The organism is Lacticaseibacillus casei DSM 20011 = JCM 1134 = ATCC 393 (assembly GCF_000829055.1).
Taxonomy (GTDB): domain Bacteria; phylum Bacillota; class Bacilli; order Lactobacillales; family Lactobacillaceae; genus Lacticaseibacillus; species Lacticaseibacillus casei.
On sequence record NZ_AP012544.1, the window covers coordinates 99,589 to 115,372 of the forward strand.

A 15,784-nucleotide genomic window follows, 5' to 3' on the forward strand; every position below is an offset into this window, starting at 1 on the left:
CACTTTAAAAATGGAAATCCTCTTTATCCGCCACCGCTTCGGCCGTGAGTTCATAACGAACCAGCGGCACCATACTGCCATCGGGGAGGGTGCGTTCATGGCGATAATCGCCAACCTGCGTGAAAAAGTTGTCGGTTAATAACTTCGCGGCGCGGTCATTACTTGCTGGCAAAATGACATAAACCCGTTTAAGACCAAGTTCGAAAAAGGCAAACCCGATCATGCGCTTAAGCACTTCGCTCATAATGCCTTGCCCTTGATAAGCAGCTAAGGTTTCAAAGCGAATCTGCGCAACAGTCTTCTTCTCGCTAAAGTTCCAGATGCAGAAGCTGCCAAGAAAATCATTCGTGCTCCGGTCTTTAATGCCATAAAGCAAGGCATTATTACTCATCACCAGCCGCATCGAGCGGTTAACATAGCGCGCGGTGTCGGTAATTTTCTGGTCAAACTGCCGCCCGGATTCTGCAGCAATCTGCTGATCAGCTCGCAACTGAAAAACGTCTTTAATCTTAAAGGATGTAAGCCAGTCCATCGTGTAATGAACCGACATAATCGGATGGTACTTTTCAAAACTCTGCATAGCTTTCCTCCATGATCATGGTGATGACGTAAGCTTACCATAAAAGAGGTGAGCGTGAGCCAGCCCGGTTAGAAACCGGAGTGTAAGTGGCCTCGGTCGCAATGGCCCGGTCTTGGCCATTGCGACCGAGGTCCTTACACGCAGGTTTCTGGGCTGGCGAACGCGTTATGGAGAAAGAGGCAAGTCACGCCCAGTTAGAAGCCGGGATGCAAGCGGCCTCAGGGACAATGGCCCGGGCTTAGGCCATTGTCCCTGAAGCCCTTACACGCAGGTTTCTGGGCTGGCGAACGCGTTATGGAGAGAGGCAAGACACGCTTAGTTAGAAACCGGAGTGTAAGTGGCCTCAGGCGTGATGGCCGGTCTTTGGCCATTGCGACCGAGGTCCTTACACTCCGACTCCTGCGCCGGCGAACGCGTTATGGAGAAAGAACACTCCGGCACCTTGCCGTCACTCCCAACACGGGCACATTGTAAATGACATGAACCATTACCACCCGATTTACGAACCGCACCTATCTGCCGTTATAAAAGAAATGGTTTGCGGTTTGTTTTTAACGATTATGAGTAATTTGTGAAAATGTTCTTTAGCAACCATTAAAGAACAATTTCACAAATTGATCGCAGCTGACCGGACTAACCGAATTAAATTGACGCCGTTTTCAAGCTGATTTTTAGAATCTTGTATACCGAGGAAATTAACGGGATTAGCCGTTATTTTTTTATCGCGCATTTTAGAATCAAGTTAGCCACTGTCTCAAAATTTTTTGGACAATAAAAAACATCAAGAACAGATATCCTGTATCATTGAAGTTCCTACACAAACAATGGAAGAGGATATTGTCTTGATGCAGAAACAGGATAGCACACACCGCCAAAAAGGTCAGCACTTAACATCACTCGAGCGCGGAAAAGTGGCCGGATTCCGCCAAGCTGGGAAGTCCAATCGTTGGATTGCTGCTGAAATTGGCGTCTGCCCGCAGACCATTAATAATGAAATCAAGCGAGGTACAGTAGATCAGGTCAAGAAGAGTAATGGCAAGCGCGTCTACCATCGACAATACCTGCCAGAGGCTGCTCAGGCACGTTACGAGACTGCACGCTTGAGCTGCCATCGTCCTGACAAGTTCGCCAGCGTACAGGTCTTCTTAGCCTGGTACGTACAGCGAGCTAAGCAGGACAAATGGTCGCCGGATGCTTCAATCGGCTATGCCAAGCGACACAAGCTGTTTACTCCTGAAGAGCTTGTTTGTGCCTCGACTTTGTACCAGTACATTGACGACCAACGCCTAGAGATTCGAAATATCGACCTGTTGGAGAAGACTAAGCGGAAGACCTCTCACCAGCACCACACCAAGGCTAAGCGCCTGGCTGGCCGCAGTATCGAGGAACGGCCTAAGGTCGTTGAACGACGCAGGCAGTTCGGTCACTGGGAGATGGATACCATTGTCGGTAAACGCAATGGCAAGGAGAGCGTCATCTTGACTCTGATTGAGCGCAAGACCCGTTGCCAACTTCTCCGCTTGATCGAAGGACGAGATGCAGACTCTGTGAGCTATGCATTGCGTGGAATCAAGCGCGAATGGGGAGCTTGCATCAAGACCATCACAGCCGACAACGGACCCGAGTTCACCGCCTTAAATACTGCTTTTGCTGGGACGGAAACTGAGATCTTCTACGCCCATCCTTACACGTCCTGCGACCGTGGCACCAACGAGGCACATAACCGGATGATCCGCCAGGACTTCCCTAAGGGCATGTCCCTAGATGACATTAGCCCTAGTCAAGTGCAGGCCACGCAAGACCGCTTGAATCAGTTGCCTCGCAAACAACAGGGCTACTGCACACCCCAGCAAAACTTTGAGGCCGAAGCTCGGCGCGTTCGCCGCATGGCCCAGTAGTCTCTCTAGCGCCACAACTTCTATTTGATAACGGCCTGTTCTGGGATTGTCCTCAACGACTGGCTAACTTGTTCTTGCAATTTACGGTTATTTTTTTATTTTTTAAGCCTATAAATAAAAACTGAAAATGACAAACGTCAAAACCGCCTTATATAATCAATAACATTGAGAAAGGGGTGAAACAAATGAAACAGTTTTTTTTTGGCTTTTGTCAGGTGTCATGCTGTTGCAACCACTTACATTAAATGTCGGTTCACAGGCAGCTTCATCAGCACCTAGCCCAGTCTTAAATGAAGCGTCGGTTTCACAACCGGATCAACAGGCACCATCTACTAGCGCTGAAAGCAAGCTTGAGGCAAGTAGCGAAGCATCGACGAGTTCAAATCAAGCGATCGTGAGCAGCACCAGCGCGGCGTCTTCCAGTCAGCCAATCGCGAGCGATACAACTCACGAAGCGCTAACTGATCAAGCCGACGACGCAGCGACCTCGAAGCGGCGGCAAAAAAGAGCAGCTCCAGCAACAAGCTCCGATCAATCCTCACCTTTTCTGGTAGGAACTGCTCAAGAATTGGCAGCCGCCATTAAACGTGGTGAAACGCATATTCGGTTAACGGCTGATATTAATATTGGCGATGCCGCTATCCCGGTGCGCCAATCAGTCACCATAGATGGCGATCACAAATACACCTATATGTATAATAGCGGACTAGATTGGCATCGCGGTATTTATTTCGCGGCCAGTGGTATCCAGATTACGTTTAAAAATATTAAAATCGGCAAGGCGTCCGTTAAACATTCAGCCAATAACTACTACGGCATTGCGCCGGCAGACAATAGCATTAGAAACAGTCAGATCATCATTGAAAACGTCGACTATTACTCAGATTATGGGGCGCAACCGCTTCACATTCGCAATAAAAGTAACCAGATTATTTTCAGAGGGAAAAATAGTTTTTACACGACGAAGAACCCGGGGTCATTCTTCATCCAGGAATTTGCCGAAGCCACTAATTTCTTATTTGAAGAAGATTCGGACACCACTATCACTTTAGCCAAAGGCGAGGTTCTGGCAACCTTTTGGCCATCAACCGGACCGTTGAATCTGGAACTAAAGAAGCGAGCGCGGTTGAAAGTCGATACCACCAATGCGCTTGTCTACACCGGCATCGGCGCAATCCGCAACAACCATATCATCATTGGTGAAGAGGCGGTTCTGGATGTTAGGACGAATAGAACGGACGCTGGCAATTTAATGTTCTTTAACCACGATCTGACCATCGATGTTCAAAAAAATGGCCAGTTGTTGGCTGAAACGGTTAGTGCAACTAACTTCAATAGTAACTCCAGTATCAATCTAGGGCCTGGCGCGGAAGCAAATTTAAAAAACGTCAATGGTGATTTCTTCAAGAAAGGGAAAGGCACCATTACGCTTGATAACGCCGATGAATTAACACTTGAAACCGGAAAATGCGGGGGAACGAGTCCCACCGGTTTGGTTTCCAGTAAGGCCAATGTGCGGCTTGAACCTTTTAACCAAGAAACAAAAGGGTACGGGGTGCATGCTGACGGTCAATTACTGACAACGCAAACCGGTGACGATGATTGGATTTTTAACGGTAAGCATGTAAGTCGGCAACCAACAGCACTTCCCACTGATGTTGCAAACCAGGTGGGTCATGCGTCGGTTTTTAAATTAAAGCGGCAAGTGGTTCCGAAACCAGCGGGCAAGCTAGCCGTCATCAGCGTGCCGGATCTGGATTTTGGTAGTCAAACGGTCACAGGATTGACACAAATCTTACGACCACGCGTTCAAGGCAGCTTGAAAATTGAAGATTCGCGCACGAATGGCTCCCAAAAGTCACGCCTCTATCTCAGAATGGCGCGCCCGTTTAAAAACGGCAATGTGGATGCGACTCGGTGCTTAACCTATACGAATCAGGCCGGGCAGGAACAAACTCTGTCCAGTCAGGCGATTCTTGCTGAAGTCAATGTGGGTATCACCGAACGCGATGTTAGCAGTGAATGGAATACTGCCATCGACAGCTCAGCTCGCGGGTTCAAATTAACCCTGCCGATTGAAAAACAAAAAATCGGCAGCTTTTCGGGAGAACTGGACTGGTCACTGCAAGACGTGCCGGGAAATTAAGAAAGGATAGGCCAAATGAAAAAATGGTTGCCACTGGCTGTTCTTTTGCTGGGACTCGCCTGCCACCCACGACTCGTTGCCATTGCAGATAGTCAGTACACGTCGACAGGTGAGGTTGTTTTTGTTGAGCCGGCCTCATCTACTGCCGAAGAAACATCGACAGCCTCATCAACTCACGAGTCGAATAACCAGCAACAACAGCCCTCAGCGACGTCACAAGCCCCGCCGTCCAGGTCCGGACTCGTTCCGCGACTTGGGGAGCGGCCGGAACTACTATACGGCTTAATCGGCAGCTTGTTGATCGTCACCATGCTCCTGTTTTTCATCATCAAACAACCTAAAGAAGATAAGGAAGAAGGAAAATAAAAATGAAGAAGAGTATCTGGACAGCACCGTTATTGGGATTAACTTTGGTAGGACTTGTAGCACCGGCAGCAGTCAACGCAGCTTCAGCAAACGACATGATTTCAAACGGTGAGGTGACGTTTAAAGCCGACAACTCAAGTACCGGTCCGAAAGATCCGCTTGATCCTACCGATCCTAATCCAATCAAGCCGATCGATCCGAGTAACCCAGGCGGCAACCCGACACCGGGGATAAGTGGCCCGCTGTCACTGGACTTTGCTTCTAGCTTTACGTTCGGCGAAGCAGCGATCAGTAGCGATGATGCCAAATACTATGCGAAGCCACAAGTATTCACCCAACAAGATGGCACGACGGTTGACCGGCCTAATTATGTGCAGGTTTCCGATAAGCGTGGAACTTTTGAAGGTTGGACCTTGAAAGTGAAACAAGACAAACAGTTCGCTGTGAAAGATGATGCTACCCGCGAATTGATCGGCGCGCAACTGAAGTTCAAGAATGCGAGTCTGGTTTCAGCCACCGATTCGAAGTATGCCCCAACCGGTTTGGCATCATTTGAATTGATTCCGGGCACCGCCCAGATTGCCCCGGTTGAAGCGGTCAAGGACCAAGGGATGGGCACATGGATCTACCGCTTCGGTGACGACAAGCAAATGGGCCGTTCCGTTGAATTGTCAGTTCCGGGTAAGACACCGAAGATGGCCAAGGCGTATGTTACCGCGTTAACTTGGACCTTAGAATCAACCCCGGCCAACGTAACGCCTAAGCCTTAGTCAAAAATAACCGGATTTTGACCAGCATTAGCATGATTTTGCCGATAGTTACCGAGACACCATTTTTAAAAAGGAGATTTCTGTGAAGAAAATACTTTTCTGTTTAGCAGCGTTTGTTGCGATGTTGTTGACCCCTGCCGTGCATGTTTTTGGTTCAGAATTGAATTTTGCCGCAAAGGCTCAGCTGCCAGACAATCAGGTTCATACAGATGTTAGCTATTTTGACATCAAAATGGACCGCGGCGCTAAGCAAACCCTTCACGTTGATCTACGTAATGATACCGAAAATGAGGTCGAAGTCGATGTCGGCATTGCCAGCGCGACAACCAACATTAATGGCGTGGTGGAATATAGTCCGAACGACATTAAACCGGCCAAAAGCCTGGCGTTTAATCTCAAGGATCATGTCAAAGCACCTAGTCAAATCAAAATTCCGGCTAAGGGCAATACGATTTTGAATTTAGATGTCACCATGCCTGATGCCGCCTTGAAAGGGCAGATGGCCGGTGGGATCACGCTCAAAGAGCACCAAACGGAGGATCAGGCCAATGAAGAAAAAGGCAAGGGATTGTCGATCAACAACCGGTTTTCCTACGTCATTGGCCTTGTGCTTCAACAGACGACCCAGCCGGTTACGCCCGACCTGAAATTGAATACCGTTAAACCGAGCCAGGTGAACTATCGCAACGTCATTTCCGCGTCTCTGGAAAACATCACGCCGATGTTCATCAACAAAGTTGCCATTGACGCGAATGTGCATGCCAAAGGGGCCAAAAAGGTGCTTTATCGTGTTAAAAAAGAAGGCATGCAGTTAGCCCCTAACACGACTTTCGATTTTCCGATCGCCTTGGCAGGGAAGGCCTTGGAACCAGGCACTTACATTGCCCAACTAGAGGTCTATGGTAACCAAAGTTCGGATGGCAAGGTGACGCGGCAAACCAACAGTGCCAAACAACGCTATCAAAATCACTGGACATTGACCAAAGAATTTACCATTACCGACCATACTGCCAAGAACCTGAATCAAAAAGATGTGACCTTGAAGTCAACTAATCATTGGTGGGTCTATGCATTGCTGGCGGTGGTCGCGATTTTGCTCATTGTCATTGTGCTATTGATGATCGTGCTGCTAAAACGCAAGCACAAAAAAGCACGGAACGTGAATGAGTAGATTAAACATGTTACAATCTAGGATAAACATTGATACTTCTTTTGACTTCGGATCAAGCGGCGCTCAACGGGCAGTACTAAGGATATGAATGAGTTGGCTTAGGTTAAAAGTAGTTGCAACCCAACTATCTATTTGGTTCATGATGAACGCGCTTATTAAAAAATGAGCATTTACAAGCGGCGCCCAACTTGAACAACAGATTTAAAATCCGCACATTAGGCTGCCAACGTCTGAGGACGCTGACAGCCTAATTGTGCGAATTTTTAGTCATGTATGTGATTTGAATTGTGTAAAAGCAAAATTGAAAGCTTGATTTCATTGATGATGTGGGTATTTGATCATTAGGTGAAGGCACGACATCAGGTAAGCGGGTTGGTTTTAGTCTTAAGGTGAGGGTGGTATTTATGAGATTATCTGAATTAATGGAAAAAAATGATCAAAAGAAACTCCAGCTGCTGCATTATCTTGATCAACATCCAAACCAGAGACTGAGAAATAGTGAATTACAACACAAACTGGATATTTCGTATTATCTCTTTAAACGGCGGACTAAAGAGATTGCCGATGACATTGATATGTTTCAACTGTCCGGTTTATTTGATATTGAAGTGACCGACACGACGACAACTTTGCATAAAAATCACAACACCAATATTTTTGTCTTTTTGAATCATTATCTTGAGCGCTCCTACCAAATTAAAATCCTGATGTTACTGGTAACGCAACGACAAAATTTTGATCTCTATGATTTTGCAGAAGCACATTATGTCAGTTATACATTTATGTATAAACATTTCACGGCGCTGCGCCAAACGCTGCAAAAATGGGGGATTAACCTTAACAATAACAGCGAGCTGACCGGTAATGAATTAGCCATTCGCTTATTATTGGCGGAACTTATTATCATTACCCATGTTGGTGAAGAAACGTTTGATGACGAGATTCGGACAGCCTTGCATGAACTTCTTGAGCTGATTGACACGCCGGCCATTGCGCATCAATGAGTCAGCTGATTGAAACCAAAGCCTATTTGCTCGCTAGCCTATTGCGATTTCAACAAGGCTATTTCGTTGCGACTTCACCGGAAGTTGCCAAACTGATCAGCAAAATCCGGCAGCAGGCGCTTGAAGAACGGAGCAAAGTGATTGCGATTTTTCAGACTCATTTTCCAGCCGATGAGCAAGCTATCAGCAATGAGTGCGATTACCTAGGTACGTTTCTTGCCATTGTGGGAATCATTTCCGCTCCGGCAGTGATTTTTCCGGATGAAGTGACGCAAAGAAGCAGCGACTTTATTCGTGGATTTGAAGAACGGTTTGGTGTTACATTAACGTTGGAAGCGAAGCAAAATATCACTTACGAAGTTGATAAATGTTGGATCGATGTTGTTGCCTTTCCGCTTAGAAGTGGTTTCTTTGAATATCATACCGAAATTGCTTATTTTGCCAGAACGTTTCCGGAGTTTTTTGAATATTGTCAAACCTATGTGCAACAACAAGAGGCCGCGTTAGATGATCAGCAGGCCCAATTCATTTTTTATCGTTGCTTGCTGACACTGGTGGCAAATGTGCCACTGAGTAGTGTGCTTGAACCACTGTATGTTTGCGTTGATTTCACTTTGGGGGAAGCTTACAACACCATTATTGAACGGGGAATCAAGCGATTTTCGATGTTAAATGTCAAAGTCACTAATGAAGTGCAGCCGAAGACGCGCCTGATCATTACTGATTTGGTTAACGCGTACCGGCATACCGATATTCCTAAAGTGATCTGGCTTTCGCCACCGCGAGCGGAAGATTGGGAGCATTTGATAAGCGAGCTTTTGGCGTTTCGCTTAGTGCCGAATGGTGTTTGAACGACTACTGTAGCAGGCTGCCACTAAGTGATTAAACGTGAGTGTTTCACACAACTAGTTTTTTATCCAAGAGTATCTTTTTTTGATCTATAGATTTCTTATGTTATACTCACGATATTCACAACTGGAGGCGAGGCACTATGGAACAAGAAAATGGTTTTTGGCCAGCGATAAAGGACTTCTTCTTTCGTGCTGGTGACTTCAAAGGTGTTAGTTCACGTGCGCAATATTGGTGGGTGTTTCTAGCTCAAATTCTAGTCGGCGTTGTGGCCGGCGTTTTGATCGGTGTCACCGGGCCCGCGATTCTTAATGGCGAAAAGTCTTTTGGCGCTAGTCTTTTGCAAACGCTGGTGATGTTGCCAGCAATTGCGCTTGGGTATTTAGGTTATCCCCAACTAAGTCTGACAATTCGGCGGTTTCGTGATGCCAAGGTTAGCCCTTGGTTGTATCTAGTGTTAGTGATCGTGGCTTTAGCCGGACCACTAATGGCGGCGAGTGGCATGGGACTGTTGCCATTGTTCATTCTACCGATCGTTGCGGCACTGGTAACTTTAATTATCTTGGTGTTACCGAGCCGTGAGCAGGAAGTGAAGCCTTTTCCGGTTCAACCACATTCGCCTAGCACAGTTGGCGTAGTTTTTGGTGCAGCCGTTAAAAATCTCTTCCTTCGCGGCGGCGACTTTACCGGGACATCTAGTCGGAGTCAGTATTGGTGGAGTATTTTATTTTCTGTCCTCATTATGGTCCCTACAGGATTATTCGTTATTTTGTCACTAGTTGCCACATTTGTTGGGGTAGCTGCTGCAGGAAAAATAGACCCGCAAAATGCAGCACATATTTTTAATTCATTAGGCTTTGGTGCTGTCATTTTAGTTGTTCTGTTCCTTGCTATTTTCTATGCATGGTCTATGTTGTCTTTGCCGATGCTGACAGTAACTTGGCGCCGTTTCAGAGATGCAGGCATTAGTCCATGGTGGTTTGTTGCGTTTTATGTCGTGTCGAATTTCGTCTCGGCTCTTCAAGCAAGCAACAAGAACCTTGTTTTAACTTTAATTCCCTTGATTCTCGTTATCGTGCAGATCGTCATTCTTGCCTTACCGCCTAAGAATTTAGGCGAACAATAGTAAACTTATTTTGCACCAAACAATGACGGTTCATCAAAAAAAGTGCCGACTTCTCAAACGAAGACGAGCACTTTTTAATTTGTTTCACAACAAGTCAGTTGGCTCAATAAATGCCCTTTGAATCCTCATCAACCAATGGATCGTTGAAGTTCTTGTGGAAGTAGGTGCTGTCGATGACTTTGAACTTGCCGTTGGTGAAACGGGCGATGATTTCGCCATATTGAACGATAAGCGGTTCGGTATTCGGAATTTCGATTTTGAGCCGACCGATTGGTGTTTTGGTGAGGTACTGGAAGTTGGTGCCGAAGAATCCCTTTAGATCTTTCGTAGTTGTGTCCTGCGAGTAAGGTAGGAAGTGGGTCATTTTAGCGGTTGAAAAAGCCGCAAATTCGCCTTTTGGAAATCCTTCTAGCGATGAAGGTGGTTGTGCCATTTTATCACTCCTGGGGGCCTGCGTACGTTGTTGTGACAACGTCGGGTGGTTATGAATTTACTTATCATTATGTTAACACAATAATAGAACAATGGAATGATTGCGTCGCAGCTTGAAAACGCTTAAAATTAGGGCTGGACGTTGATCGGGGGTGAGCATATGGATCAAAGTCTGTTTCAAAATGGTAACTTTCAGCCGTTGGCGAGTCGGATGCGGCCACAAACGCTCGATGAGTTTGTCGGCCAGACCCACCTGTTAGGCAAGAATAAGGTGTTGAGCAATCTCATCGAACATGATGAGATTAGTTCGATGATCTTCTGGGGTCCGCCGGGGGTTGGTAAAACAACCCTGGCGCGGATTATTGCCAGGAGAACCAAAGCACAGTTTGTGACGTTTTCTGCCGTCACCAGCGGGATCAAGGAGATTAAGCAGGTGATGAAAGAGGCTGAGCAGAATTGCGAACTGGGTCAAAAGACGATTGTGTTTGTTGACGAAATTCACCGATTTAATAAAGCGCAACAGGATGCCTTTTTACCGTATGTCGAACGAGGCAGCATTATCCTGATTGGCGCCACGACCGAGAATCCGTCGTTTGAAGTGAACGCTGCGTTACTGTCGCGGACACGCGTGTTCGTTTTGCATGGCCTGACCAGTGCAGAACTGGTTGACTTGTTGCAACGAGCGCTGAAGGATCCACGCGGTTATGGCTTACAGAAGGTGAAGATCAGCAAAAAGCTGTTGGGGCAAATTGCCGATTTTGCCAATGGCGATGCGCGGATTGCGTTGAATACGCTGGAAATGGCGGTCACGAACGCCGAGACCAAAGGGGATGTTGTCTCGGTTACGCAGGCAGATGTCGCACAATTATTGACCAAAAAGGCCTTATTGTATGACAAGAACGGGGAAGAGCACTATAATCTGATATCGGCATTACACAAGTCGATGCGCAATTCTGATGTGGATGCGGCCATTTATTGGTTGGCCCGCATGCTAGAGGCAGGCGAAGATCCATTGTACATTGCCCGCCGCCTAGTTCGGTTTGCCAGTGAAGACATTGGCATGGCCGATTCCCGAGCTTTGGAAATCGCCGTCACCGTGTATCAGGCATGTCAGTTTATCGGTATGCCGGAGTGCACGGTGCACCTAACCCATGCCGTTACTTATTTGTCACTGGCACCCAAATCAAATGCGCTTTATACGGCTTATGGTGCCGCCAAAAAAGATGCAACCGAAACATTGGCTGAACCGGTCCCGCTTCAAATTCGTAACGGGGTAACTGATTTGATGCAGGATCTCGGTTATGGGAAAGATTACCAATATGCCCACAATGCCAAAGACAAGCTGACAACGATGCAAACCATGCCGGATAATCTGGTGGGTCGAACTTACTATCATCCTACTGATCAAGGTAGCGAAGAGAAAGTCAAAGAACGACTCGAACAGATTAAGGCATGGCACGTGCAACACCCTACCCCTACACCACCGGATACTAAGGAAAAGTCGTGATTGGGACGATACCGGCGCGCACTGGTTCGCGCTCATCATAACGCGCTCACTATAACGCGCTCACCAGTGCAGGGACCTGCACATAAGGACCTTGGTCGCAATGGCCAAGATCGGGCCATCACGCCCAAGGCCACTTATGCTCCGGTCCCTGACCGCACTGGTTCGCGCTCACTTATCTATAGGAGGAATAAAAAAATGGCGAAGATTCTCGCAGTCAACGCAGGCAGTTCTACCCTGAAGTGGAAACTTTTTGATATGCCGGCTGAGGTTCAATTGGCCGAGGGCTTGGTTGATCGTTTGGGCCAGCCACAATCGAAAGTTAAAATTAAATATGGTGACGGTCAAAAATACGAAAGTGATACGCCGATTGCCAACTACCAAGAAGCGGTTGCCAGTTTGATGGGCAATATTAAGTCTTTGGGCTTAGTCGAGCATTTGCATGAAATTATCGGTGTTGGTCACCGGGTTGTTGCCGGTGGCGAAGTTTTTGCTGAATCCGTTGTCGTTGACGATGAGACGTTGCTGCAGATTCAAAACCTGCGTGACTATGCGCCATTGCACAATCCGGTTGAAGCTGATTATATTGCGGTTTTCATGAAAATGATGCCGTGGGCGACAGAAGTAGCGGTTTTTGATACGGCCTTTCATCAAACCATGCAGCCTGAGAACTTCCTTTACAGCATTCCTTATGATTATTACAAAAAGTATGGCGCGCGTAAGTATGGCGCGCATGGTACCAGCGTGCGTTACGTGAGCGCTCGTGCTGCTGAAATGCTGAACAAACCATTGGAAGACTTGCGGATGATTATCATGCATTTGGGCTCAGGTTCCAGTATCACCGCAGTTAAAGATGGCCAGTCCATTGATACCTCTATGGGCTTTACACCTCTTGCCGGGGTGACGATGGGCACACGTTCTGGGGATATTGATCCATCCCTAGTCGCTTACCTGATGAAGAAACTGGATATTCCGGATGTTGGCCAGATGATCCATATTCTCAATAACGATTCCGGGTTACTGGGCATCTCCGGTTTAAGCAACGATATGCGGGACTTGGAAGCGGCCGAAGATACGAATCCGCGGGCGAAACTCGCCTTGGATATTTTTGTCAATCGGGTTGTGAAGTATGTTGGCTCTTATGCAGCCTTGATGAACGGCGTAGACGCACTTATTTTCACTGCCGGTATCGGCGAAAATGGGGATGAAATCCGCGACAAGATTATGCGCTCACTGGGCTACCTCGGCGCCAAGATCGACAATGATCTCAATTACAAGTCACATGGTGTCGAAACCGATCTCAGCACGCCTGATTCAACGGTCAAGGCGTTACTGGTGCCAACGAACGAAGAGTTAATGATCGTGCGCGACGTGATGGCCTTAAGCTAAGGATCCAGAACAGATTGCAACGATCACGATAAAAGGGTTTGTAACAACACAAACCCAAAATAGACGCTAGAAACAAGCTTTATCGCTTGTCATCTAGCGTCTATTTTTTTGTCTTCGCTAAAGCTTCGTGGCTTTAGTCAAAAATCTGCACATGGTTCGCCCGCGCGGTGCTGACGATATCTTCGGGCATGGCCTTGTCAGTGGCAATGTAATCCAGCGTATTCATGGGTGCACTCATATAGAGTTGATGTTTACCAACTTTGGTGTGATCTACCAGTAACATAACCTGGTCTGCGTGCGCTGCAAACGCCCCCTTAATGTTAGCTTCCTGGTCGTTAGCATCGGTTGCACCGGCAGCAATCAGTCCGCGACACGAGAAGATTGCCAGGTCAGCTTGGTAATTTTCAATGTCACGTGTTGCTCTGTCGCCACTAATGTTTTCCAGCATTTTATTGACCGCACCGCCAACAAGATTGACGTGCCAGCCTTTATGTTTGGAAGCTTCAAGTGCAACCAGAATGCCATTTGTGACGATGTACAATTCATCAATACCACTTAATTCACGAATTAGAACTAAAGCAGTGGTACTTGAATCAATAAAAAGGCTCATGCCGCTTTTGATCAACCGATCCGCCCTTGATGCGACCGTTCGCTTGGCATCAAGGTTCAAGGTTACCGAATAATCATAAGGGACGTCTTCGGGTTCCTCGCTTAACGTGACGCCATTTAGAACCCGTTTGATCAAACCCCTATTTTCCATATCCAGTGTATCCCGTCTGATGGTGGCAGGGCTGACGAAAAGCTGCTTGGCTAAGTCACTATACCGGGCGAATTGTTGAGCATTTAAAATTTTCAGAATTTGATCTTGCCGTTGAAAAGAAACCATTAAAGCGCCTTCTTTCCTAATTTGAATGATTTTATGCAAAATTATAGCACATATTTGGAAAAATATGAAAAATTATCGAGTTTCTCGTCACGAATTGTCAATATTTTTCATGACTCATATACTACTCTATGAAAGCGGTTTACGAAAGTGGAGGAGGTTTTCAACGTGGCACTTATGGGATTGAATCTCGGGACAACCGGGGTAAAGAGTACGATCACAGACAATCAAGGCAACATTCTCTCTGCTGCCTACCGGGAATATGAGACGTCGGTTCCCAGGGAAGGTGAATACGAGCTGGATCCAAGCGTGGTCTGGTCGGCAACGAAGGAGGTTATTCAGGAATCGAAAAAATTCGTTAAGGAAGATGTGCTGGCCGTCAGTGTTTCATCGTTCGGTGAAGCGTTTGTTGCCGTTGATAATCAAGGGCAGCCGCTGATGAACACGATGTTGCAGACAGATAGCCGCGGCAAGGATGAATTAAAGGACCTGCTGACGCGGATTTCGGCTGAGGACATCAGGAATAAAACCGGGTTGAATCCGGCGGTGACATTCGCGGTACCTAAGATCATGTGGATCAAAAAACACCGTCCGGAACTTTATGGAAAGATTCATCGTATCCTGCTTTACGCCGCTTATATCCTATACAAACTTGGTAATGTTGATGCGATTGATTACACCCTGGCTGATCGGTCGCTGGCATTTAACGTTTCGACCAATGACTGGGATCCGGACATCTTGGCAGCAGCCGGCATTGATCGCAAGCTTTTGCCGAAGTGTTACCGCCTAGGCACCGTGGTTGGGACGATCAAGCCGGAGTTGGCATCTGAGTTAGGTATTAACGCCGACATGAAACTTGTCACCGGCGCTCACGACCAGATTTGTGTGTCGATTGGTGCCGGCACCATCGATGTTGGCGATGCGACTGACGGGATGGGGTCGGTCGATAATATTTCACCGATTTTTACGGATACCAGTCACCTCAAGGAAAATGCCAAAAAGAATTATCCAACGGTGCCGTATCTGGATAACAAATATACTACCATCGCTTACATGTATGATGGCGGCACATCGCTCAAATGGTATCGTGACACGTTTGGTTTTGAAGAAGTTCAGGCGGCCGAGTTATCAGGGGTCAGCGTCTACAACATCTTTGATAAATATGTACCGAAAAAGCCAACGAATTTGTTGGTTCTGCCACATTTTTCCGGTGCAGCGGTTCCTTACTTTGACGAAGATGCGCGTGGCATGATTCTCGGACTCTTCGGAGCAACCCGAAAGCCTGATATTTACCGGGCTTTGATGGAAGGCGTGGCTTTTGAGATGCGCATGAATCTGGACAACATGGAAGCTGGCGGGATGCATGTCAATCATCTGCGGGCGACTGGCGGTGGCTCGCGGTCAGATACTTGGCTGCAAATCAAAGCGGACGTCTTTAACCGCGAAGTCGGCCGGGTTCATATGAAGGAATCAGGAACCATGGGTGTCATTATCATGGCTGGCGTTGCAGTTGGTTTGTTTGATTCTTTTGAAACCGCCATGAAGAAGTTAGTTTCGATCGATAAAGTCTTCAAGCCGATTCCGGAGAATGTTGCCTTTTACAACCACCAGTACAAGAAGTATCAGCAACTGTATGCATTTGGTAAGAAGTTACGGAGCTTATAGG

12 protein-coding genes and 1 pseudogene are annotated in these 15,784 nt (G+C 47.1%); 10 read left to right on the forward strand and 3 right to left on the reverse strand.

What is annotated here, in order from left to right:
• Positions 1-4: 4 nt before the first annotated feature.
• Complete coding sequence (locus LBCZ_RS00465; RefSeq protein ID WP_025013735.1) at positions 5-580, reverse strand: GNAT family N-acetyltransferase; 576 nt, start codon at positions 578-580, stop codon at positions 5-7.
• Between the two features lie 845 nt (positions 581-1,425).
• On the opposite strand from LBCZ_RS00465, the gene LBCZ_RS00470 reads away from it, so the two are divergent.
• The 7 genes and pseudogenes from LBCZ_RS00470 (at position 1,426) to LBCZ_RS00500 (ending at position 9,910) form a co-directional block, all read left to right on the forward strand.
• On the forward strand, positions 1,426-2,478 hold the full coding sequence (locus tag LBCZ_RS00470) for an IS30 family transposase (RefSeq protein WP_010620018.1): 1,053 nt from the start codon (positions 1,426-1,428) through the stop codon (positions 2,476-2,478).
• Positions 2,479-2,686: 208 nt separating this feature from the next.
• Entirely contained in the window at positions 2,687-4,624 is a 1,938-nt protein-coding gene (locus tag LBCZ_RS00475; protein WP_025013575.1) for a pectate lyase-like adhesive domain-containing protein, read from the forward strand.
• Between the two features lie 15 nt (positions 4,625-4,639).
• Positions 4,640-4,990, forward strand: a complete 351-nt coding sequence (locus LBCZ_RS00480; RefSeq protein WP_025013576.1) for a hypothetical protein — start codon at positions 4,640-4,642, stop codon at positions 4,988-4,990.
• 2 nt (positions 4,991-4,992) lie between these two features.
• Entirely contained in the window at positions 4,993-5,760 is a 768-nt protein-coding gene (locus LBCZ_RS00485) for a WxL domain-containing protein (RefSeq protein ID WP_025013577.1), read from the forward strand.
• An 82-nt stretch (positions 5,761-5,842) separates the two neighbouring features.
• Positions 5,843-6,931, forward strand: coding sequence for a WxL protein host-binding domain-containing protein (locus LBCZ_RS00490; protein WP_025013578.1), 1,089 nt, complete (start codon positions 5,843-5,845; stop codon positions 6,929-6,931).
• Between the two features lie 404 nt (positions 6,932-7,335).
• Positions 7,336-8,786, forward strand: a pseudogene (locus tag LBCZ_RS00495) (helix-turn-helix domain-containing protein).
• Between the two features lie 140 nt (positions 8,787-8,926).
• Complete coding sequence (locus LBCZ_RS00500; RefSeq protein WP_039639729.1) at positions 8,927-9,910, forward strand: DUF805 domain-containing protein; 984 nt, start codon at positions 8,927-8,929, stop codon at positions 9,908-9,910.
• A 103-nt stretch (positions 9,911-10,013) separates the two neighbouring features.
• Here LBCZ_RS00500 and LBCZ_RS00505 read toward each other — a convergent pair whose 3' ends face one another.
• Positions 10,014-10,343: a hypothetical protein gene (locus LBCZ_RS00505; protein WP_025013579.1), complete on the reverse strand. Its 330-nt coding sequence runs from the start codon at positions 10,341-10,343 to the stop codon at positions 10,014-10,016.
• A 159-nt stretch (positions 10,344-10,502) separates the two neighbouring features.
• On the opposite strand from LBCZ_RS00505, the gene LBCZ_RS00510 reads away from it, so the two are divergent.
• Positions 10,503-11,849 (forward strand): replication-associated recombination protein A, encoded by a 1,347-nt coding sequence (locus LBCZ_RS00510; RefSeq protein ID WP_025013580.1) that lies wholly within the window; start codon positions 10,503-10,505, stop codon positions 11,847-11,849.
• A 195-nt stretch (positions 11,850-12,044) separates the two neighbouring features.
• Positions 12,045-13,235 (forward strand): acetate kinase, encoded by a 1,191-nt coding sequence (locus LBCZ_RS00515; protein WP_039639727.1) that lies wholly within the window; start codon positions 12,045-12,047, stop codon positions 13,233-13,235.
• A gap of 133 nt (positions 13,236-13,368) precedes the next feature.
• Here the strand turns inward: LBCZ_RS00515 and LBCZ_RS00520 are convergent, their stop codons facing one another.
• Positions 13,369-14,121, reverse strand: a complete 753-nt coding sequence (locus LBCZ_RS00520; protein WP_025013581.1) for a DeoR/GlpR family DNA-binding transcription regulator — start codon at positions 14,119-14,121, stop codon at positions 13,369-13,371.
• Positions 14,122-14,286: 165 nt separating this feature from the next.
• Here LBCZ_RS00520 and LBCZ_RS00525 point away from each other — a divergent pair, with 165 nt between their 5' ends.
• Entirely contained in the window at positions 14,287-15,783 is a 1,497-nt protein-coding gene (locus LBCZ_RS00525) for an FGGY-family carbohydrate kinase (RefSeq protein ID WP_025013582.1), read from the forward strand.
• Position 15,784: the final 1 nt, after the last annotated feature.